Below are 21,214 nucleotides of genomic sequence, written 5' to 3'. Positions count from 1 at the left end.
AGACCTGAAGGAATAAGGGCGCGGCAGGCGCCAGAGAACCAACGCCCGCCGGTCAACCCGGCGAGCGTCAAAGGGTCCGGCCTCAGGCCGCCAGATCGCGGAGAACGGTCTGAAGGATGCCGCCATTGTTCATATAGATGACCTCGTCCAGCGTATCGATGCGGCAAAGGATCTTGATGTCCCTTTCCGTTCCATCGGCATAGCTGATCTTGGCGGTCTTCCATTCACGCGGCTTGATGTCGCCTTCCAGACCCTCGATGGTGACGGTCTCGTCGCCCTTGAGGTTGAGCGATGCCCAGGTCGTGCCTTCCTCGAAGGTGAACGGCACGACGCCCATGCCGACCAGGTTCGAACGGTGAATACGCTCGAAGGACTGCGCGATGACGGCCTTGACGCCCAAGAGGTTGGTGCCCTTGGCAGCCCAGTCACGCGATGAACCGTTGCCGTATTCGACGCCGGCGAAGATGACGAGCGGGGTGCCTTCGTCTTTGTACTTCATGGCCGCGTCGTAGATCGACATCTCTTCCTTGGACGGATAGTGGATGGTGTAGCCACCCTCCTTGCCGTTCGGGCCGAGCATGTGGTTGCGCAGACGGATGTTGGCGAACGTGCCGCGCATCATCACTTCGTGATTGCCGCGGCGCGTGCCGTACTGGTTGAAGTCGGCCACGCCAACGCCGTTCTCGGTGAGGTAGGCACCAGCCGGCGAAGCAGCCTTGATCGAACCGGCCGGGGAAATGTGGTCGGTGGTGATCTTGTCGCCGAAGAGACCGAGGACGCGGGCGCCCTTGATGTCCTTGAGGCCAGAACCGGTCTTGCCCATGCCGACGAAGTAGGGCGGGTTCTGCACATAGGTCGACTTGTCGTCCCACGCATAGGTATCGCCTTCCGGAATCTGCACGGCCTGCCAGTTCTCGTCGCCCTTGAACACGTCCGCATACTTCGACTCGAACAGTTCGCGGGTGACGTATTTCTGGATGAACTCCTGCACTTCGGCAGAGGTCGGCCAGATATCCTTGAGGTAGACCGGCTGGCCATCGCTGCCCGTTCCGAGCGGCTCCTTGGTCAGGTCCTTCTGCACCGTACCGGCGAGCGCATAGGCGACAACGAGCGGCGGCGAAGCGAGGTAGTTCGCCTGAACGTCCGGCGAGATACGGCCTTCGAAGTTACGGTTGCCCGAGAGCACGCCGGAAACGATCAGGCCCTTGTCGTTGATCGTTTTGGAGATCGGCGCCGGCAGCGGGCCGGAATTGCCGATGCAGGTCGTGCAGCCGAAGCCGACGAGGTTGAAGCCGAGCGCATCGAGCGAGGTCTGCAGGCCGGATTTGGCGAGATATTCACCGACGACCTGGGATCCCGGCGCGAGCGAGGTCTTCACCCACGGCGCGGACTTCAGGCCCTTGGCAACCGCGTTGCGGGCGAGAAGGCCGGCAGCGATCAGAACGGACGGGTTCGACGTGTTGGTGCAGGACGTGATGGCGGCAATCGCCACGTCGCCATGACCGAGATCGAAGTCGGTGCCTTCGACCGGGTAACGGTTGTCGAGCTGGCCGGGCTTCTTGTAGTCGGCGTCCATCGAACCGGCGAAACCGGAGGCGATGTTTTCCAGCGGAATACGGCCTTCCGGACGCTTCGGGCCGGCCATGGACGGCACGACGTCGCCGAGGTCGAGTTCCAGCGTGTCGGTGAAGACAAGGTTGGAACCGTCATTGTCGCGCCACATGCCTTGCGCCTTCGAATAGGCTTCGACGAGCGCAATGCGCTCCTTCGTGCGGCCGGACATGTTGAGATAGTTGACGGTTTCGGCATCGACCGGGAAGAAGCCGCAGGTCGCGCCGTATTCCGGGCCCATATTGCCGATCGTGGCACGGTCTGCGACCGGCATGTTATCCATGCCAGGTCCGAAGAATTCGACGAACTTGGAAACGACGCCCTTCTTGCGCAGCATCTGCACGACGGTGAGCACGAGGTCGGTGGCGGTGACGCCTTCCTTGAGCTTGCCGGTCAGCTTGAAGCCGATGACTTCCGGCAGAAGCATGGAAACCGGCTGACCAAGCATGGACGCTTCCGCCTCGATGCCGCCAACGCCCCAGCCGAGCACGCCGAGACCGTTGATCATCGTGGTGTGCGAATCGGTGCCGACGCAGGTGTCCGGGTAAGCGGTCACTTCGCCGTCTTCCTCGTTGGTCCAGACGGTCTGGCCAAGATACTCGAAATTCACCTGGTGGCAGATGCCGGTGCCCGGAGGAACGACGCGGAAATTCTTGAACGCCTGCTGGCCCCACTTGAGGAAGCGGTAACGCTCGCCATTGCGCTGGTATTCCAGTTCGACGTTTTTGGCGAAAGCAGTCGGCGTGCCGAATTCGTCGACAATGACCGAGTGGTCGATGACGAGGTCGACGGGCACGAGCGGGTTGATCTTTTCCGGATCGCCGCCGAGCGATTTGATGCCGTCGCGCATGGCAGCGAGATCGACAACCGCCGGGACGCCGGTAAAGTCCTGCATCAGCACGCGCGCCGGACGATAGGCGATTTCAGCCTCGGTGAGGCCCTTATTGTTCAGCCATTCGGCAACCGACACGATCTGCTCTTTCGTGACGGACTGGCCGTCTTCGAAGCGCAGCAGGTTTTCCAGAAGAACCTTCATCGAGAAAGGCAGATTGGAAACGCCGGCAAGGCCGTTCGCTTCGGCCTTCGGCAGGCTGTAATAGACGTAGTCCTTACCGCCTACGGTAAGGACGGAGCGACAATTGAAACTGTCGATAGATTTAGCCACGGAAAGTAACCCCGCTGATATCAAGAGCCAACACGCGCGTGCGGACGCCTATGCACTGGAATGCACTATAGGATGCGGGTACGGCCATTTCCGCTGTCCGCACGAGAAGAGTTTGTCTTCAGGTCCGGCGCTAGGTGGAAATCACGCCGGCCGCTGGCGTGGTTGCGATGCTTATAGATAATTTCTAAGAAGCGTTCCAGACACTTTGACGCAGGCCAAGAAACATTTTTTTGCGTCTAGATGATTAAAAACTTAACGAAAGTCCCGATCATGCGGCTGACAGCCGAAAGCCTGAGCGCCCGGCGCGGGGAAGACCTGATCTTCAGAGCTATCTCCTTTTCACTTACCGCCGGCGAAAGCCTGATCCTGACGGGCCGCAATGGCTCCGGCAAATCGACGCTGCTGCGCACGGTTGCCGGCCTGCTGCGCCCGGATGGCGGGCGTGTCATCTGGCAATCGAAGGGCGCGGACGCGGATATGCGGGCGGCCGAAGCCTGTCATTATCTTGGCCACCGCAACGCAATGAAGGCGGAACTATCAGTTGGCGAAAATCTCGGTTTCTGGAAGGAATTTCTGGGCGATTTTGACGGCGGGCATGGAATGTCGGTCGGCGCGGCAGCCGAATCGGTCGGGCTCGGCGACATTGTGCATCTGCCCTTCGGTTATCTGTCCGCGGGTCAGCAGCGGCGGATGGCCTTTGCAAAACTCCTGGTGGCCTACCGGCCGGTCTGGATCCTCGACGAGCCGACCGCCGCGCTCGATGGGAGCGCGGAGAGTGTGTTCACGGCGCTGATAAGGATGCATTTGGGCAAGGGCGGCATTCTACTTGCCGCGACACACCAGCCGCTCGGACTGGAAGGGACACAGGAATTGCAGATGACCGGGTTTGCCGGTGCGATGGAGGCGGTCTGGTGAACGTCGTCGTCGTTGCCCTCCCTGCAGAACGTAGCTCCCTTCCCTCTGCCCCAAGAGTCGAGCGGTTCGTCGGTCGCGCAAGCACCGATAGCGGCCCAGGTCAAACGTCGCGTCTCCTGCCGATCTTCTCCATCAAGGGCAGGAAGGAAGCGACTGAACCTGCCCATCAAGGCTTGTTCCCATGATCGCCCTCCTCCTTCGCGACCTCAGACTTTCCGTGCGCGCCGGCGGCGGCGCGCTGATCGGCGTATTGTTCTTCACCACCGTCGTTGCCGTTATCCCTTTCGGCGTGGGACCCGACCTCAACCTTCTTTCGCGCATCGGTCCGGCCATCGTATGGATCGGCGCGCTTCTGTCGTCGCTGCTCGGGCTCGACCGCATGTTCCAGACCGATCGCGATGACGGTTCGCTCGATCTCTTGCTGATGCAGGAGCAACCGCCGGTGCTGACGGTGCTCGTCAAGTGCCTGGCGCACTGGGTCGGCAACGGCCTGCCACTGGTAATGGCATCGCCTCTGCTCGGCCTGTTCATGAACATGGAAGAGAGGGCGATAGGCGCCACCATGCTGACGCTTCTCGTCGGCACGCCCGCCCTGACCTTTATCGGCGCGGTCGGCGCGGCCGTGGCAGTCGCCCTTCCCCGCGGCGGACTGCTGGTCTCCATTCTCGTGCTGCCGCTGGCGATCCCGGTGCTGATTTTCGGCGTCAGTGCATCCTATGCCGCCGTACAAGATCCTGCTCCCTTCCTGCCGCCCTTCCTGATACTGGTGGCGATCACGATGTTTTTTGCCGTTCTCGGCCCGCTTGGGGCGGCCTTAGCATTGAGAAACGCCGGTGATTGACTAGAAGCAAGGCTGCGTCCGCGCCATCGAGTAGAAAGCCCATGCCCCAGATAGCCGTTTTGACCAAGCTGACAGATCTTGCAAACCCGACGCGGTTTGTGGCTCTGACTTCACGTATTCTTCCCTGGATGGCGGCCATCACCACCCTTCTGTTTGCGATCGGTCTTTATCTGAGCTTTTCGGGCGAAGGCGATTACCAGCAGGGCCTGACGGTACGCATCATGTATGTGCACGTGCCGGCGGCGTGGCTGTCGATGATGTGTTATTCTGTCATGGCGGCCTCGGCCATCGGCACCCTGGTCTGGCGCCATCCGCTGGCCGATGTCAGTCACAAGGCGGCAGCCCCGCTCGGCGCCGCCTTCACGCTCATCGCCCTTGCCACCGGCTCGCTCTGGGGCAAGCCCATGTGGGGTACATGGTGGGTCTGGGATGCACGCCTCACCTCCGTCTTCGTGCTGTTCCTGATGTATCTGGGCCTGATCGCGCTCAATCGCGCCATGGACGACCCGGGCAAGGCGGCACGCGTCTCGGCCGTGTTGATCCTCGTCGGCTTCGTCAACATCCCCATCATCAAGTTCTCGGTCGACTGGTGGAACACGCTGCATCAGCCCGCGAGCGTCGTCCGAATGGGCGGCTCAACGATCGACAGGACGTTTCTCTGGCCGCTGCTGACCATGGCCATTGCCTTTACCATGCTGTTTTTCACCCTGCATATCGCGGCTATGCGCAACGAAATCTGGCGGCGGCGGGTCACCGCACAGCGTCGCATGGCCGCCCGGATGGCCGGCCAATCAACAGAAAAAGAGGGTGCGTGACATGACCCATGCATTCTACATTGCCATGTCCTACGGCATAGCCGCGCTAGTCAGCCTTTGCCTCATTGCCTGGGTATGGCTGGACGGTCGCGCCCGCGCCAGGGAGCTTGCGGAACTGGAAGCGTCGGGCGTTCGCCGTCGCTCGTCGCCTGTGGCGAAGGGCGACCGCACATGACCGGCGGCCCGCAACTGCCAGAACGCGATCACGCGCGAGGGGAGCACCGCGGTCTCGGTCGCTATGCGCTGGCATTGATCCCGCTTGCGGTGTTTGCCGGCTTCGCTGCCGTTGCCGGCAAGATGCTGTACGACCAGGACGTGAACGGCCGCGACGTGTCCGCCATTCCCTCTGCGCTGATCGGCCAAAGCGCACCGACACTGTCCCTGCCGCCACTGCAAGGATCGAACCTTCCGGCCCTGACAGAGGATGCCGTCAGGGGCAAGCTGACGCTGGTCAATGTCTTCGCCTCATGGTGCGTGCCGTGCCGTCAGGAACATCCGATCCTGAAAAGCCTCGCTGAGGACGGGCGGTTGAACATTGTCGGCATCAATTACAAGGACCGCAACGACAATGCGCTGCGGTTCCTGGGCGAACTCGGCAATCCCTACCGGGCAATCGGGGTCGATCCCGCCGGCAAGGCGGCGATCGATTGGGGTGTCTACGGGATCCCGGAAAGCTATCTGGTCGGCGCCGATGGCACGATCCTGTACAAGAAGGTCGGTCCGTTCGACAGCCAGAGCCTGACCAACGGGCTGTTGCCGGCCATGGAGAAGGCGCTGGGAAAATCCTGAAAGGTACGTCCCCGCCGGGCGTTCAGGCCGCCGATATGGCGTGAAGCGCCGTTGACCGCTCGGTCCGTCCACGGCCTTCGATCACCACACGGTTGCGTCCGGCTTCCTTCGCCGCATAAAGACAGGCATCTGCGCGCCTGATCGCCTCATGCACCGAGCGGTCATCGCGCGACACGGCGGACACGCCGAAGCTGGCGGTGATCGGGCGACGGATGCCCGTCGTTTCCCAGCGCCCGCCTGCAAAGGCCTGACAGATGACGTCCGCCAGCACACCCCCTTCCGTCAGCGACATGCCGGGCAGAAAGACGACGAATTCCTCACCGCCGAAGCGGGCGACCAGCGCGCCATCCGGCAGCTGACGCCGGAGCAGGTCGACCAGCCGTGTGATAACGAGGTCACCGGCCGCATGGCCGTAATCGTCGTTGACGCGCTTGAAGTGATCGACATCGCTGCAGATGACCACGCCGCGCTCGCCGCCGTCTTTCAAATCGGCAACGGCCCGCTCGAAACCGCGTCGGTTGAGCGCATTCGTCAAAGGATCCCGATGCGCGGCATCGCGGTGACCGCCAATGACGTCGAGAACGCAGGCAGCCAGCGCCGTCAGCGCCATCAGGAAGCCTATAAGGCTGGCTCCGACCTGCATGACAAAAGCATAGTCAGAGGCGAGAAACCGTTCAAATCCGAGATCGGCCCCATCGCTCGTCATCGCCGTCATGACGACGAGGCGGACGAGGGTTTCGAGAAAGACCAGGCCGACGATCCCGAAAAGTGCGATGTCGATCGCGCGGTGAAGGTGACGCAGGACTTTCGCAAGCGGCAGTGCCAGCAGCAACAGGCAGAAGAGGTCGCCGACGAAAAGCTCGCCGCGCAAGCTGTTGGCCACAAGCACGGCATAGATGATCAGCGCCATGCCCGCCGCCCACAGAGTCATCCGCGACTTACGCAGACGCGGCCGGCAAAAGCGCAACAGAAGGGCATCGCCGTAAAAATAGAAGGCAGTCAGGAAACAGGCATTGGAAAGGATGGCCTGGGCCTGCACCGGCAGAAACCCAAGGAGCAGGGGCGCCGCAAAACCTGACGCAGCAGCAATATAGCCCAAACCCCAGGCGGAGGCGCTGCGGTCGCCCACCCGTGCGACGGCAATGAAGACCATACCGAAAGTCACGAAGATGAAGGGCAGAAGATAGGCAAAATTATCCTGGGGTTCCATCTCGTCCTCGCAACGCGGCCCGAAGGCTCAAACCCCTTCGCGAACTGCGATTACGCTCTATGCCGCGACCGTTAACGAAACTTGACCGGCATTGGAAACGGTCAGGTTTTACAGTGCGGATTGCCATTCCCGGACCGCGTCCACCGGCCAGACCAGCATCAGCACGTTCAAGGTCAGGTTGTCGCGGATGAGATATCCTGTGAGCAGCTCGAAAGCGATGGCAAGGGCCAGCGTCGCCCAGACCGGCAGACGCGCGGCGATGAAAAACCCCGCAGCCATCGCCACCGTGTCCATCGCCGAATTCAGGATACTGTCGCCGTTATAGCCGAGCGCCATCGTGGCCGAGCGATAGCGGTCGATGATGATCGGCGAGTTTTCGAGAATTTCCCAGGCCGCCTCGATCAACACTGCGAACGACAGGCGGGCAGACAACGGCGCGCGGCGCAGGATCAGCCAGCCGAGGCCGTAGAACAGAAACCCGTGGATGATGTGCGACGGCGTATACCAGTCAGCGATGTGCTGCGAATTTCCAGGAGAATTCACGCCCGGTTCGAACAGCTTGACATAGCCGCACTCGCAGATGGGGATACGCCCCATGACATACAGGACAACGATCTGAGCGATGAATAGAACAAGTGCGCCCCAGAGCCAGCGCCGCGACTGCCACATCGGTTCGGACGCGCCCGTTACCGTCACTTGCCGTTACCCGTTGCCGGTTCCTCAATCGTGTGGCGCATGATAAGCGGCATCTGCGACAGCGTGAAGGCGATGGTGATCGGCATCGTGCCCCAGACCTTGAAATTGACCCAGAACTGATCGGAAAAATTACGCCAGACGATCTCGTTGATGACTGCAAGGACGATGAAGAAGATGCCCCAGCGCAGCGTCAGTTTCTTCCAGCCTTCCTCGTCGAGCCGGAAGGCGGCATTGAAGACGTAGCCGAGCAGCGACTTGCCGAACAGCAGACCACTGAGCAGCACGACGCCGAACAGCGTGTTGACGATGGTCGGCTTCATCTTGATGAAGGTTTCGTCCTGCAGCCAGATCGACAACCCGCCGAACACCATGACCACGACGCCTGAGACGAAGGGCATGACCGGCAGGTGCTTGAAGACGATTTTCGAGACGATCAGCGACAACACGGTGGCGACCATGAACAGCGCCGTGGCGATAAGCAGCGGGCCGCCGATCACCGTCAGAGCCGGAAATTTTTCAGCCAGCCATTCGCCGCGCAAATTGCCGAAAAAGAACACCAGCAGAGGCCCGATTTCCAGCGCCAGCTTGAGGCCGGGATGCTGCTTTTCTTCCCTGGTCGGCGTGGTGTCGCTTTCGATCTGCATCGGCTCCAACTTCTCGTGACGAATTTCAATTTGCGCGTGCCGGCGAAGCCAAACACGCATTTCGTGGCATCAATGCGTCAGGCCGGCAATGGCATGGGCGAAATCCTGCGCCTCGAAGGGTTCGAGATCGTCGACGCCCTCACCGACACCGATGAAATAGACCGGCAGCTTGTGCTTGGCCGCGATGGCCACAAGAATGCCGCCGCGCGCGGTGCCATCGAGCTTGGTCATGATCAGGCCGCTGACGCCGGCGACGTTGCGGAAGATCTCGACCTGGTTCATGGCGTTCTGGCCGGTTGTGGCATCGAGCGTCTGCAAAACGGTATGCGGCGCATCGGGATCGAGCTTGTTGAGGACGCGCACGATTTTTTCCAGTTCCGCCATCAGCTCCGTACGGTTCTGCAGGCGGCCGGCGGTATCGATGATCAGCACGTCGGATTTTTTCGCGCGTGCCTGTTCGAAGGCGTCATAGGCGAGGCCTGCGGCATCGGCGCCGAGTTTCGTGCCGATGAATTCCGAGCCGGTCCGATCCGCCCAGATCTTCAGCTGCTCTATCGCGGCTGCGCGAAACGTGTCGCCGGCGGCAAGCATGACCTTCAAGCCGGAACCGGAAAGTTTTGCCGCCAGCTTGCCGATCGTCGTGGTCTTGCCGGTGCCGTTGACGCCGACAACGAGGATGACATGCGGCTTGTGATCGAGATCGAGCTGCAGCGGCTGGGCGACCGGCGTCAGAACCTTTGTGATCTCCGCGGACATGATGCGCGATACGTCTTCGCCGGTCACATCCCTGCCATACCGTTCCGACGACAGCGTATCGGCGATGCGCATGGCGGTCTCGACGCCCAGATCGGCCTGGATCAGCAGGTCCTCCAGTTCCTCCAGCGTTTGCTCATCGAGCTTGCGCTTGGTGAAAAGAGCGGAAATCTGGCCGGTGAGCTGCGACGAGGTGCGGGCAAGGCCGGCGCGCAGGCGTTGAAACCAGGTAAGGCTCGGCTTGGCGACGATGGCAACCGGTTCGGCTTCCGGCTTGGCGGTAGAGAAACCTTTCGGGAGGACGTGAGCGGTGGATGAAGCGTCTTCGGCCAGCTCTTCGCTCTCGCTCAGGGCGGTCGTTGCTGCCGGTTGTTCATCGCTGGCCTCGGGGGGCGTGGGCTCACCCCCGTGTGCCACGACAGGGGCGGTTTCCGCCGCAGCCTCAGCTTCCAGCAAGGACAAAGGCACGACACCGAGATCAGACGTTTCCTCAACACCGGGGAGGATCGCCGCGGGCTCTTCCTCGACGTCAGCAGTTTCCCCAACAGCCGCCACCACATCATCGGACGGCCCGCCGGCGGTATCCATCTCCACCGGCGCCACCGGATCGGCAGCAACCGGCAGATCCTCGTCGCGCGATTTCGGCTCCAGCTCGGCCTGCACGGAGGCGTCGGCTACCTGATCCGGCGCGTCTTGCGGTGCCGGTTGGTCCACCGGCCTGTCGCCAAAGGTGAAGACGCGTTTGATGAAGCTTACCATTATCAAAATCCGTTCCGGTCAGGCCGCGCGCTCGTGGCGAGCGTCGGCCATGACGGCCATGTCGAGATGCTTGCCGTTATGCCCCGTTATCATAACGCGCTTGAAGTCGCGGGGAATAAGGGCGGGTGCTGCGACCAGCGAAAAGTTTTCCGTGTGCGCCATGCCGTTATTCTCGACGATGATGGTCTGCTCGGTGCCGACCATGCGGTCGAGATGGGCACGGTGCAGCGCCTCCCCCCGGGTGCGCAGCCTTGCCGCACGATCCTTCACCAGGGCACGATCGACCTGCGGCATGCGTGCGGCCGGGGTGCCGGGGCGCGGGCTATAGGGAAACACATGTAGAAAGGAAATACCGGCCTCTTCGGCAAGGGATGCCGCGCCTTCGAACATCTCCTCCGTCTCGGTCGGGAATCCAGCGATCATATCCGCACCGAAAGCGATCTCCGGGCGCAGACGACGGGCCTGCTGCGTGAACGCCAGGGCATCAGCACGGCTGTGGCGGCGCTTCATGCGTTTCAGGATCAAATCGTCGCCATGCTGCAGGGACAGATGCAGATGCGGCATGAAACGTGGTTCGTCGGCGATCAGGTCCCAGAGATGATTATCGGCCTCTATACTGTCGATCGACGACAGGCGCAGGCGCAGGATGTCCGGGACCTGCTTCAGCAGCGTTTTAGCGAGATAACCAAGCGTCGGATTGCCCGGCAGATCGGCGCCGTAGCTGGTGGCATCGACACCTGTCAGCACGATTTCGCGATAACCGCTTTCGGTCAGTTTTCGCGCCTGTTCGACCACGGCCCCCATGGGCACCGAGCGGGAATTGCCGCGACCATAAGGGATGATGCAGAATGTGCAGCGATGATCGCAGCCGTTCTGCACTTGAATGAAGGCGCGTACATGGCCGTCGATATGGCGGACCATCTGCGGCGCTGTCGCCTTGACGCTCATGATGTCGTTGACGCGCAGCTTTTCCTCGGCCGACACCCCGAAATCCGGCAGGGCGCGATAAGACTTGGCTGTCAGCTTTTCCTCGTTGCCGAGCACCATGTCGACCTCGGCCATATCGGCAAAGGTTTGGCTTTCCGTCTGCGCGGCGCAGCCGGTGACGATGATACGGGCATTGGGATTTTCGCGACGCACCCGGCGAATTGTCTGGCGCGCCTGACGCACCGCCTCACCCGTCACTGCGCAGGTATTGACCAGAACGGCGTTGTTGAGCCCGGCCTTTTCAGCCTCGGCCCGCATCACTTCCGATTCATAGGTGTTCAGCCGGCAACCAAATGTGATGACCTCGACGCCGCTCAATTTGCCCTCGCCGTGGGTTCCTCATCACGGACAAAGGCGCCGGTGACCGGATCGACCTTGCCCGACCATTCCCATTCGGCCGGACCGGTCATAACGACGTGATCATCCTCGCGCCACTCGATGACCAGCGGCTGGCGCGTCGGTGCGGACGCCACATCAATCGTTACCGTGCGGCCGGTACGGCCGGTGCGGGCAGCCGACACGCCGGCGGCGCAGGCAGCCGAGCCGCAGGCAAGCGTCAAGCCTGCGCCCCGCTCCCAGGTCCGGGTGCGCAGCGCACTGTCGGAGATGACCTGTGCCAGCGTGATATTGGCCTTTTCCGGAAACATGGGATGGTTTTCCAGCATGGGGCCAAACCGCTCGAGATCGAAGGTCATCGGGTCCCGATCGACCCAGAAGATCGCATGCGGATTGCCCATCGACATTGCGGAGGGCGAATGCAACACAGGCGCATCGATAGGACCGATCTGCAGCTCGATACGGCTCGTGTCGAAAAACTCTTCCGCCAGCGGGATCCGGTCCCAGGCGAAAACCGGCTTGCCCATGTCGACGGAAATCGTGCCGTCCGCATGCTCCTGCGCATTCAGAATGCCGGCGACCGTCTGGAAGGTGAATGTCTTGCGGCCGGTCTCGGCGGCCAATGCCTGCACGACGCAGCGCGTGCCGTTGCCGCAAGCCTGCGCCTTGGTGCCATCGCAGTTCAGGATATCGATCCAGGCATCGGTGCCGTCAGCCCTCGGATCATGGATAGCCATGATCTGGTCGAACTGGGTGGCCGGATCGGCATTGAGCGCGATCGCGGCTTGCGGCGTGACCATGTCGGGACGGCCGCGCATGTCGACGACAAGGATCTTGTTGCCAAGCCCGTTCATCCGCGCAAATTCGACCTGTCCCGTCATGATGCTGGTCCACTCCCGGGCCTACGCCCCTCATCTTCAAGGCGTATATGGCCGAAACCAACGGGAATTACCAGTGTGGCGAATGCTCGACAGTTACCCGAAAATCCGTTCCACCAGCCCATGCACGCGGCGGAATGCAGCCCTGGCGCCTTCTGCGACCTCGATCTCTTCCGCCTCCGACAGCGGCAGGCCATTATAGGCGGCGACGAAATTGCGCCAGTGTAAGCCGCGGCCATCCGGGTGACCGGCGAGGTGGCGGGCGCCAAATTCGTCCGACAGGTCGAGCTTGGCGGCTTCCTTGCGCAGGAAGGCGGCGCCGAGATTTGAGCCTTCGGCGACATAGACCCAGCCAAGCGCTACTGCCGGGCTCAGGCGCCCGGTGGTGGAGACCAGCGTTTCGGCGGTGCCGCCGAGATCGACGATATCGTCACGTAGCGCCTGCAGACGGCAGCGATCGGCAAGGCCCGGAAGTTTGGCATTGAGCTCGGCAGAAGCATAGAGCGGCGCCACATCGGCATGGAAATGGTGCTGGACCTCGAGAAAAAGCGCGTAACGTTCGCGGCTTGCAAACGGCTCGGCGCGCATGATGCGCTTGTCCAGCGTGTCGTGCGTTCCCGTCGTCTGTGCTTTCAGCCTCTGGATGCGGGTGGCCTCAGTCGGAAGTTCGAGTTCGATCAGCATTTCTTGTCCCCTCTACTCATGTTTTGCTTCAAGCAAATCATCATGGGGTTCGTCAAGTGCGGGGGCCGGGATCGACAGCCGGAACGTCGAAAACCTCGCCCGGCCGCATCGGGCGGAAACGCGCGCGGGGAAGATTGCGAGCATCGAGCGCCGCATGCAGCGCTTCGACCGGCTGCTCGATGCCTTCATTGGTGAGCTTGACCGTGCCCCAGTGGTGACCGGCGACGAAGGATGCGCCGCACAGCTGCATGCCCTCCACGGCCTCTTCCGGGTTCTGGTGCTGCGCTTTCATGAACCAGCGCGGCTCGTAGGCGCCGAACGGCAGGTTGGCAAGACGAAAGCCGCCATGCTTCTGCCGGGCCGCGCGATAATTGATGCCGCCATGAAAACCGGTATCACCGATGTGATAGATTTTCCCCGCCGGCGTCTCGAGCACGAAGGCGGCCCACAGCGCCATGCGGCGATCGCCAAGACCGCGTGCCGACCAGTGATGGCAGGGTTCGCAATGGAAGATGACGCCGGGCGCGACGGTTTGCTTCCCGCCCCAATCCATCACCGTGATCCTGGCCTCAGGCACGCGCGCGCGGATGATCACGTCATTACCGAGCGGGGTGATGAAATGCGGCTTGTCGCGGCCCTGCAACACCCACAGCGTTTCGAGATCAAGATGGTCGTAATGATTATGGGTGACGAGCACGATATCGATCGGCGGCAGATCACCGATGCGGATGCCGGGCGGATTGACGCGCTTCGGACCAGTCCATGAGAACGGGCTGGTGCGGTCCGACCACACAGGATCGGTAAGGATGTTGAGGCCCGCGACCTGGATCAGCATCGAGGCATGGCCGACCATGGTGACGACAATACGATCGCCATCGATACGGGTTTCCGGCACGGCCTGCGGAAACGGACTGGCGAAGGTGTCAGGCCATGGAATGTTGCCGTTGCCGAGCTTCCAGCGCACCAGATTGAGCATTCCGGCCGGTTCTTCGCCATTCGGATTGAAGAAATGCGTGCCGTCGAAATGATCCGAGACGGGACCACTGTAATATCTGTTGCCAGCCATGGCGCTCCTAACCGTCACACCGCCTGCAAGCGCGGCGATGGCAGCAAGACCGGTCCATTTGAAAAACTTGCGGCGGTTCATGAGATCAGTCCGATGGTCGGGGTTTTCAAGGAGAGGGTCAGGCGGTTTCGATATCCGTTTGCGCAAAATCCCCGCCGACGAAAAGAAGCGGCGATTTGAGCGTTTTCGCGGCGGCGTAAGTAAAGCAATCGCCTAAATTGAGCTTTGCCGGGTGGCCGACAGAACGTCCGTAAGTCTTTGCGGCATCGAGTGCGATATTGTGGAGGCCTATGGGAAGGTCGATTTCGGCAGCGCCGATGCTTCGCATAAAGGCGATCACATCCTCACGAGCGTCCTCGATCATCTGCAGTGGCGTCGGTCGCTGTTACCATGAATGCTGATGGCATTCTTGCGGGCAACTGCAATGACGGCTTCAAACATCGTAACCGACGAATAATGGATTGTGGTGCGGCCTGCGGCGACCTTGGAAAGCAGTAGGTCCGCATCTTTTGCGCGGGTCATGATGGCGACAACAGCCGAGGCGTCGAGAAACATCAGTCCTCCCACATTTCATCCATACAGGCTTCCTGATCGAAATCGACCGCTAATGGCCCCATCCTTGCGGCCACCCGGTCTTGAATACGCCGTACCCGTTCTTCGACAGAGAGTTTCTCGTCTGCCTGCTTCAACACGCTTTCCAGCGCATACCGTACGGCTTCCGTCTTCGTCTTTGTGCCGAGTTGACGCATGACTTCATCCGCAAGTTCGTTGACCTTGGGGTCAAGAATATAAAGGGACATGGATTTCCCCTCCTGACGGGGAGCGACGGAATATTCCTCATAGTGACATTGGATATTCAAACGCGCAACGGCCGCGAATTCCGCCACACCTTGACTCATCGCCTTATTTGCTGTTTAAGCCCGTCGATCTGCTGACAAGTCACGACTTGGAGCCGCCGACCGGGGCCGACACACTGAGCCCGGAGGTCAACACCCGACAGCGCGTTGCGCCCTCGGGTGCTTTTTGGCTTTGCGCGCTCTCGGCGTCTTGTTTTCAGCAGTCAGAGACCCGACGTTTCCGGGCATCCGGAAACGAAGAAGGAAGTGGCGATGTTTGAGAACCTGCAGGACCGTCTTGGCTCCATTCTGAATGGACTGACCGGCCGTGGCGCGTTGAGCGAGGCGGATGTTTCCGCAGCCCTGCGCGAGGTTCGCCGTGCGCTTCTGGAAGCCGACGTTGCACTCGAAGTGGTTCGCGCCTTCACCGACAAGGTGCGTGAAAAGGCGGTCGGCGCCGAGGTTCTGAAGTCGATCAAGCCCGGCCAGATGGTCGTCAAGATCGTTCATGACGAACTGGTCGAGATGCTGGGTTCGGAAGGCGTGGGCATCAGCCTGCACGCTGCCGCTCCCGTCGTCATCATGATGGTCGGTCTGCAGGGTTCGGGTAAAACCACGACCACCGGCAAGATCGCCAAGCGGCTGACCGACCGCGACAAGAAAAAGGTGCTGATGGCGTCGCTCGATACGCGTCGCCCGGCAGCTCAGGAACAGTTGCGCCAGTTGGGCGTACAGACAGGCGTTGACACGCTGCCGATCATCGCCGGCCAGTCGCCGACCGATATTGCCGCACGCGCCGTTCAGGCAGCCAAGCTCGGCGGGCATGATGTTGTCATCCTCGACACCGCCGGCCGCACCCATATCGACGAACCGCTGATGGCCGAAATGGCCGAGATCAAGCGAAAATCCAATCCGCATGAAATCCTGCTCGTTGCCGACAGCCTGACCGGTCAGGACGCCGTCAATCTCGCCCGCAATTTCGACGAGCGCGTCGGCATTACCGGCCTCGTCCTGACCCGCATGGACGGCGATGGCCGTGGTGGTGCAGCGCTTTCGATGCGCGCCGTCACCGGCAAGCCGATCAAGCTGATCGGTGTCGGCGAAAAGATGACGGAGATGGAGGAATTCCATCCCCGCCGTATCGCCGACCGCATTCTCGGCATGGGCGATATCGTTTCGCTGGTCGAAAAGGCTGCCGAAAACATCGACGCCGAAAAGGCGGCGGCCATGGCCGCCAAGATGGCCAAGGGCAAGTTCGACCTCAACGACCTCGCCGATCAGCTCAAACAGATGAAATCGCTCGGCGGCATGGGCGGTATCATGGGCATGATGCCGGGCATGGCCGGCATGAAGGACAAGCTCGCCGCAACCGGCATGAACGACAAGACGTTCGACCGGATGATCGCCATCATCGGCTCGATGACCAAGGCCGAGCGCGCCAACCCGGACTTGCTGAAACATTCCCGCAAGAAGCGTATCGCCGCCGGTTCGGGTACCGATGCGTCCGACATCAACAAGCTTCTGAAAATGCACCGCCAGATGGCCGACATGATGAAAATGATGGGCGGCAAGGGCAAGGGCGGCATGATGAAGCAGATGATGGGCGGCCTTGCCTCCAAGATGGGCATGGGTGGCCTCGGTGGTGGTATGGGCGGTATGCCCGACCTTTCCAAGCTCGACCCGAAACAGCTCGAAGCCTTGCAGAAGCAGGCCGAAGCTGCCGGCCTGAAGCCCGGCGGCGGCCTGCCGGGTGGCCTGGGCGGACTTCCAGGTAGTCTTCCGGGTCTGGGCGGCGGTGGCCTGCCGAGGCTCGGTGGTTTTCCCGGCCTGCCCGGCCTGCCGGGCAAGAAGAAATAAGAGGGAGCGCGTAGATGGTTGACCCGCAAGTAAAGGCAAAGCTTTTAAGCTACCGCCAGTCGATCGACAATATCGACGCCGCGCTGGTGCATATGCTGGCCGAGCGTTTTCGCTGCACCAAGGAAGTGGGCCACCTGAAGGCTCGATACGATCTGCCGCCCGCCGACCCGGCGCGCGAAGAATTCCAGATCGAGCGTCTTCGCCAACTGGCGAAGGATGCCAATCTGGACCCGGATTTCGCGGAAAAGTTCCTGAACTTCGTCATCAAGGAAGTCATCAGGCATCATGAAGCGATTGCCGCCGAACATGGCGGCACCAGAGAGACTGCATAACCAAGTTTTTGAGACACGGCCCGCCGGATGGCGGCCCAAACCTAGGAGAAGTGAAATGTCCCTGAAGATTCGTCTGGCCCGCGGTGGCTCCAAGAAGCGTCCTTACTACACCGTCGTTCTGGCTGACGCCCGTTCGCCGCGTGACGGCCGCTTCCTGGAGAAGCTCGGTTCCTGGAACCCGATGCTGGCCAAGGACAACCCGGCCCGTATCGAACTGAACGCCGAGCGCATCCAGCACTGGATCGCCAACGGTGCACAGCCGACCGACCGCGTTCTGCGCTTCCTGGCCGACGCCAACATCGCGACCCGCGAAGCCAAGAACAACCCGGAAAAGGCAAAGCCGGGCAAGAAGGCAACCGAGCGCGCTGCTGAAAAGGCTCAGAAGATCGAAGACGCCAAGGCAGCTGCTGCCGAAGCGGCCGCTTCTGCTGAATAATCTTTTCCGATCGCAAGGTCTGAAGATCACGGGTGGCATGGCAACATGCCGCCCGTTTTCGTTGGTGTTTCAGCGACATGATAACGGCGCTTGCCCGACAGGTAACGCCGCCGTAAAAGACCGGAAACAACACGAAGGATCGGCACGCCCGTATGGCAAAGCTTGAAAACCCAATCCTGATGGCCACGATCGGCGCAGCCCAAGGCCTGCGCGGCGAGGTGCGGGTGCGCGCCTTTACCGAAGATCCTATGGCGATCGGTGATTACGGCAACCTTCATAGCGCCGATGGCCGCATGTTCGAGATTCTCGACCTGCGCGAGGCCAAGAATGTCGTCGTCGTACGGTTTCGCGGCATCAACGATCGCAATGCGGCAGAGGCGCTCAACGGGCTGGAACTGTTCATCGACCGCGACAACCTGCCGGACGACGAGTTGGAAGAAGACGAGTTCTATTACGCCGACCTTGAAGGACTGGAGGCTGTCGACGCCGACGGCAAGAGCTATGGCAAGGTGACCTCGGTTCACGATTTTGGCGCCGGCGACCTGCTGGAGCTCAAGGGCCCGGGCCGGCGCCCGGCGCTGATCCCGTTTTCGGAAGCCGCGGTTCTGGAAATCGACCTTGAAAACGGCCGCATTCTCATCGATCCGATGGCAGCCGGCCTGATCGATGATCCGGACGAGGGCAAGGGCCAGGACGGCTTTCCCGGCGGCAACTGATAAATGACCTTTCGTGCGACCATCCTGACGCTTTATCCCGAAATGTTTCCGGGCCATCTCGGCACGTCGCTTGCCGGCAAGGCCGCCGCACGTGGCGAATGGTCAGTGGAGGCTGTGCAGATCCGCGATTTTGCTGAGGACAAGCACCGCACGGTCGATGACACACCGGCTGGCGGCGGCGCCGGCATGGTGCTGAAACCGGATATCCTGGCCAAGGCGATCGACTCTGTCGCGACAGACAGCCGCCCCCGCCTGCTGATGAGCCCGCGTGGCAAACCGTTGACCCAGGCGCGCGTGCGCGAACTGGCGGCCGGCGATGGCGTAGTCATCGTCTGCGGCCGTTTTGAAGGTGTCGACCAGCGGGTGATCGATGGTCGCCAACTCGAGGAAGTATCGATCGGCGACTATATTCTGTCCGGCGGCGAGCCGGCGGCACTGATCCTGCTTGACGCCGTCGTGCGCATCCTGCCGGGCGTGATGGGCAATGTTCTGTCCGGCACGCATGAAAGTTTCGAGACGGGCATGCTGGAACACCCGCATTACACGCGCCCTCCGGTTTTCGAGGGCCAGGAAATTCCGGCTGTTCTGACCTCGGGCAACCATGCGGCCATCGAGAAATGGCGACAGGAACAGGCCCTCAAGCTGACGAGGGAACGACGGCCGGACCTGCTGGACTGAGGCTGCCGGCCGCAGACCGCTTGCAGGCATAAGACTGCTATAGGGCCATAAAAACGCAACCAACGGGATGACAAACGCCTTCCTTTGGTGTATTGGCGCGCTCGGACATGGGCAAACGCCCGTAACCGACAAGCAAAGAATGGCGAACCCGCTCTGCCCAAGAGGCTGATCCGGAGGCATGATCGAAAAGGTCGTGACCAAGGGATGATCATTGAGCGCTCTGGCTGTTTCAGAAAAACGAGAGAGTTTGATCGATGAACATCATCCAGCAGCTTGAGGCCGAACAGGCCGCCAAGATCGAAGCCCAGCGCACGCTTCCGGAATTTGCTCCGGGCGACACCGTTCGCGTCAACGTCCGCGTTCGCGAAGGCGCCCGTACCCGTGTACAGGCTTACGAAGGCGTCTGCATCGCTCGTTCGGGCGGCGGCATCAACGAGAGCTTCACGGTTCGCAAGATTTCCTACGGTGAAGGCGTCGAACGCGTATTCCCGGTTTATTCGCCGCTGGTCGAAGGCGTCGAAATCGTTCGCCGCGGTAAGGTCCGTCGCGCCAAGCTGTACTACCTGCGCGATCGTCGCGGCAAGTCGGCTCGTATCGTTGAAAACACCGGTACGCGCGCTCGCAAGCTGAACGAAGCCGAACGCGCTGCAGCTGCCGAGGAAAAGGCACGTCTGGAAGCCGAAAAGGTAGCAGCAGCACAGGCACTGGCCGCCGAAAAGGCAGCTCAGGAAGCCGCTGAAGCCAAGGCTGCTGAAGAAGCAGCTGCTGCAAAGGCAGCTGAAGGCTCTGCCGAATGAGAATTGCCTATAAGGCATGATGAAAAGGCGGTCCCGGGGGCCGCCTTTTTTTGTTTAAGCCTGTTGTTCCGGTCGCCTGCACCGTCGAAACTTTTTTCAACCTGCGCAGGCACGGTGGACCGGACGGACTGCGGAAAGCCCGGCAGCAGGGAACTCTTGCAACTTTTCTGCATTCTTGGAACGACTGCAGAAGCCGGAGCCAAACCCCGTGAAGCCGATCATCGCCGTACCTCTCAAACTCGCAGCCTGCCTGACCATGGGCATAGCCGGCGTCATCGGCGCGAGCTATGCGGCTTCCTTGGTGACAGACGATTACGAACCCCATCGTTTTGCCCATATGGATGCGCCGCTATGGACCGACCGGCCGGTCGTGATCGATCGCCATGCGCAGGAACTGGAACGCCTGCCGCCATTGGTAGCGAGCGCCGACCTGCCGGCGCAGGACGTGCCTTTGGGTGGCGAAATCGCCAGCGCCGCCAATGCCGTATCACCGGTACGTTCGGGCATGGATGGCGAAGTCTCGCAAGGTAACGCGGGCAACGTGGACAGCGATGACGCCTCGATACAGATGGCTGTCGCGCAGAGCATGAACGACGCCGCCGCGGCCCCGGTGCAATTGACTGCAGCCCATGTGGACTGGTGCTTTGCCCGTTATCGTTCCTACCGGATCGAGGACAACAGCTACCAGCCCTTCGATGCGCCGGGACGCCAGCAGTGCCAGTCCCCGCATGAGGCAGCCGCGCCCATCGCAGATGCGTCGTCGGACATGGGCAGTAGCGATGCGGTGGGAACCAGGGCCTTCGACCAAGGTGTCGCAGACGCTGACAACTCGGGCCGGGACATCGCATCCGACAGCATGACGGGCGAGCTGGTAGCCGAAAGGGAACCGCAGATGGTCGCGGATTCCGGTCGCGTCGATACCGCCTGGTGCTTTGCGCAATACCGCTCCTACAGGGCCGAGGACAACAGCTATCAGCCCTATGACGGCGGACCGCGTCGCCAATGCGTGCCCCGCGACAGCAGCTACTGACAACTTGCACCCCCGCTGCAGCGAGCCAGCTGTCTGCATCCAGAAGCCCGACGACATTCCCGCGGCTCGGGCAAGGGCGGAGATGGTTCCCATCTTGCCGCCCGCGCCTCTCTCTGCACGCAACAAGTGGCTTCCCGCCCTCGAGCCAGCGATTGCCCATATTCATTCGAACTGCTATATAAGACCCCATGGGATCGAAATTCGGATGCCTTGCGAGAGAGATCATCGTGCTGCAGGACCATAAGCGTCTGCCGGCCCGCTTCTTCGCGCGCGTTTCCGGGGCGCTTTGCAGCCGACTTAGCTGACCGGGCCGACATGCCCGGCTTGGCGGTATTCACCGCCCGCATTCCCCTTTCCAAAACATGACCATTCGAAGTGGATGT

Annotated in this window: 24 protein-coding genes; 12 read left to right on the top strand and 12 right to left on the bottom strand. The window is 61.4% G+C overall.

Features of this window, described 5'->3' with window-relative positions:
• Positions 1 to 82: 82 nt before the first annotated feature.
• Entirely contained in the window at positions 83 to 2,776 is a 2,694-nt protein-coding gene (gene acnA, locus ACQKKX_RS11035) for an aconitate hydratase AcnA (protein ID WP_427570736.1), read from the bottom strand.
• 270 nt (positions 2,777 to 3,046) lie between these two features.
• On the opposite strand from acnA, the gene ccmA reads away from it, so the two are divergent.
• The 5 genes from ccmA (at position 3,047) to ACQKKX_RS11010 (ending at position 6,136) form a co-directional block, all read left to right on the top strand.
• Positions 3,047 to 3,691 (top strand): heme ABC exporter ATP-binding protein CcmA, encoded by a 645-nt coding sequence (gene ccmA, locus ACQKKX_RS11030; protein ID WP_427570735.1) that lies wholly within the window; start codon positions 3,047 to 3,049, stop codon positions 3,689 to 3,691.
• A 181-nt stretch (positions 3,692 to 3,872) separates the two neighbouring features.
• Positions 3,873 to 4,532: a heme exporter protein CcmB gene (ccmB, locus tag ACQKKX_RS11025; RefSeq protein ID WP_427570734.1), complete on the top strand. Its 660-nt coding sequence runs from the start codon at positions 3,873 to 3,875 to the stop codon at positions 4,530 to 4,532.
• A 41-nt stretch (positions 4,533 to 4,573) separates the two neighbouring features.
• Positions 4,574 to 5,347, top strand: coding sequence for a heme ABC transporter permease (locus tag ACQKKX_RS11020; RefSeq protein ID WP_427570733.1), 774 nt, complete (start codon positions 4,574 to 4,576; stop codon positions 5,345 to 5,347).
• 1 nt (position 5,348) lies between these two features.
• The gene (gene ccmD / locus ACQKKX_RS11015) at positions 5,349 to 5,522 is read left to right on the top strand and encodes a heme exporter protein CcmD (RefSeq protein ID WP_427570732.1); all 174 of its coding nucleotides are present in this window, start codon (positions 5,349 to 5,351) and stop codon (positions 5,520 to 5,522) included.
• On the top strand, positions 5,519 to 6,136 hold the full coding sequence (locus ACQKKX_RS11010) for a DsbE family thiol:disulfide interchange protein (RefSeq protein WP_427570731.1): 618 nt from the start codon (positions 5,519 to 5,521) through the stop codon (positions 6,134 to 6,136). Before ccmD ends, ACQKKX_RS11010 begins: the two co-directional genes overlap by 4 nt.
• Positions 6,137 to 6,158: 22 nt before the next feature.
• Here ACQKKX_RS11010 and ACQKKX_RS11005 read toward each other — a convergent pair whose 3' ends face one another.
• From ACQKKX_RS11005 to ACQKKX_RS10955, 11 genes are all read right to left on the bottom strand, one after another.
• Positions 6,159 to 7,346: a GGDEF domain-containing protein gene (locus ACQKKX_RS11005; RefSeq protein WP_427570730.1), complete on the bottom strand. Its 1,188-nt coding sequence runs from the start codon at positions 7,344 to 7,346 to the stop codon at positions 6,159 to 6,161.
• A 108-nt stretch (positions 7,347 to 7,454) separates the two neighbouring features.
• Positions 7,455 to 8,015, bottom strand: a complete 561-nt coding sequence (locus ACQKKX_RS11000; protein ID WP_427570896.1) for a DUF2585 domain-containing protein — start codon at positions 8,013 to 8,015, stop codon at positions 7,455 to 7,457.
• A gap of 23 nt (positions 8,016 to 8,038) precedes the next feature.
• Complete coding sequence (locus ACQKKX_RS10995; RefSeq protein WP_427570729.1) at positions 8,039 to 8,686, bottom strand: septation protein A; 648 nt, start codon at positions 8,684 to 8,686, stop codon at positions 8,039 to 8,041.
• 69 nt (positions 8,687 to 8,755) lie between these two features.
• Positions 8,756 to 10,201, bottom strand: a complete 1,446-nt coding sequence (gene ftsY / locus ACQKKX_RS10990; RefSeq protein WP_427570895.1) for a signal recognition particle-docking protein FtsY — start codon at positions 10,199 to 10,201, stop codon at positions 8,756 to 8,758.
• A gap of 15 nt (positions 10,202 to 10,216) precedes the next feature.
• Positions 10,217 to 11,503 carry a tRNA (N(6)-L-threonylcarbamoyladenosine(37)-C(2))-methylthiotransferase MtaB gene (gene mtaB, locus ACQKKX_RS10985; RefSeq protein WP_427570728.1) on the bottom strand — a complete coding sequence of 429 codons (1,287 nt, stop codon included), beginning with the start codon at positions 11,501 to 11,503 and terminating at the stop codon, positions 10,217 to 10,219.
• Positions 11,500 to 12,402 (bottom strand): diaminopimelate epimerase, encoded by a 903-nt coding sequence (gene dapF, locus ACQKKX_RS10980; RefSeq protein ID WP_427570727.1) that lies wholly within the window; start codon positions 12,400 to 12,402, stop codon positions 11,500 to 11,502. The genes mtaB and dapF overlap by 4 nt, the downstream gene beginning before the upstream one ends.
• 93 nt (positions 12,403 to 12,495) lie before the next feature.
• Complete coding sequence (locus ACQKKX_RS10975) at positions 12,496 to 13,083, bottom strand: biliverdin-producing heme oxygenase (RefSeq protein WP_427570726.1); 588 nt, start codon at positions 13,081 to 13,083, stop codon at positions 12,496 to 12,498.
• A gap of 52 nt (positions 13,084 to 13,135) precedes the next feature.
• Complete coding sequence (locus ACQKKX_RS10970) at positions 13,136 to 14,230, bottom strand: MBL fold metallo-hydrolase (protein ID WP_427570725.1); 1,095 nt, start codon at positions 14,228 to 14,230, stop codon at positions 13,136 to 13,138.
• 37 nt (positions 14,231 to 14,267) lie between these two features.
• The gene (locus tag ACQKKX_RS10965) at positions 14,268 to 14,513 is read right to left on the bottom strand and encodes a hypothetical protein (RefSeq protein WP_427570724.1); all 246 of its coding nucleotides are present in this window, start codon (positions 14,511 to 14,513) and stop codon (positions 14,268 to 14,270) included.
• Positions 14,510 to 14,704 (bottom strand): hypothetical protein, encoded by a 195-nt coding sequence (locus tag ACQKKX_RS10960; protein WP_427570723.1) that lies wholly within the window; start codon positions 14,702 to 14,704, stop codon positions 14,510 to 14,512. Before ACQKKX_RS10960 ends, ACQKKX_RS10965 begins: the two co-directional genes overlap by 4 nt.
• The gene (locus ACQKKX_RS10955; protein WP_427570722.1) at positions 14,704 to 14,949 is read right to left on the bottom strand and encodes a type II toxin-antitoxin system VapB family antitoxin; all 246 of its coding nucleotides are present in this window, start codon (positions 14,947 to 14,949) and stop codon (positions 14,704 to 14,706) included. The genes ACQKKX_RS10960 and ACQKKX_RS10955 overlap by 1 nt, the downstream gene beginning before the upstream one ends.
• Before the next feature lie 309 nt (positions 14,950 to 15,258).
• Between ACQKKX_RS10955 and ffh the strand changes: the two genes are divergently transcribed.
• The 7 genes from ffh to ACQKKX_RS10920 all read left to right on the top strand — a co-directional run bounded on the left by ffh (position 15,259) and on the right by ACQKKX_RS10920 (position 20,831).
• Positions 15,259 to 16,842 (top strand): signal recognition particle protein, encoded by a 1,584-nt coding sequence (ffh, locus tag ACQKKX_RS10950; RefSeq protein ID WP_427570721.1) that lies wholly within the window; start codon positions 15,259 to 15,261, stop codon positions 16,840 to 16,842.
• Positions 16,843 to 16,856: 14 nt separating this feature from the next.
• Positions 16,857 to 17,174 carry a chorismate mutase gene (locus ACQKKX_RS10945; protein WP_427570720.1) on the top strand — a complete coding sequence of 106 codons (318 nt, stop codon included), beginning with the start codon at positions 16,857 to 16,859 and terminating at the stop codon, positions 17,172 to 17,174.
• Between the two features lie 55 nt (positions 17,175 to 17,229).
• Complete coding sequence (rpsP, locus tag ACQKKX_RS10940) at positions 17,230 to 17,610, top strand: 30S ribosomal protein S16 (protein ID WP_112728913.1); 381 nt, start codon at positions 17,230 to 17,232, stop codon at positions 17,608 to 17,610.
• 152 nt (positions 17,611 to 17,762) lie between these two features.
• Positions 17,763 to 18,326 carry a ribosome maturation factor RimM gene (gene rimM, locus ACQKKX_RS10935; RefSeq protein ID WP_427570719.1) on the top strand — a complete coding sequence of 188 codons (564 nt, stop codon included), beginning with the start codon at positions 17,763 to 17,765 and terminating at the stop codon, positions 18,324 to 18,326.
• A gap of 3 nt (positions 18,327 to 18,329) precedes the next feature.
• Complete coding sequence (gene trmD / locus ACQKKX_RS10930; RefSeq protein WP_427570718.1) at positions 18,330 to 19,004, top strand: tRNA (guanosine(37)-N1)-methyltransferase TrmD; 675 nt, start codon at positions 18,330 to 18,332, stop codon at positions 19,002 to 19,004.
• Between the two features lie 254 nt (positions 19,005 to 19,258).
• Entirely contained in the window at positions 19,259 to 19,801 is a 543-nt protein-coding gene (rplS, locus tag ACQKKX_RS10925; RefSeq protein ID WP_427570717.1) for a 50S ribosomal protein L19, read from the top strand.
• A gap of 208 nt (positions 19,802 to 20,009) precedes the next feature.
• On the top strand, positions 20,010 to 20,831 hold the full coding sequence (locus ACQKKX_RS10920; protein WP_427570716.1) for a BA14K family protein: 822 nt from the start codon (positions 20,010 to 20,012) through the stop codon (positions 20,829 to 20,831).
• The last annotated feature ends 383 nt before the right edge of the window (positions 20,832 to 21,214 follow it).

Source organism: Neorhizobium sp. NPDC001467 (assembly GCF_050275975.1).
GTDB lineage: Bacteria > Pseudomonadota > Alphaproteobacteria > Rhizobiales > Rhizobiaceae > Neorhizobium.
This window is presented reverse-complemented; position numbering and strand designations above follow the sequence as displayed.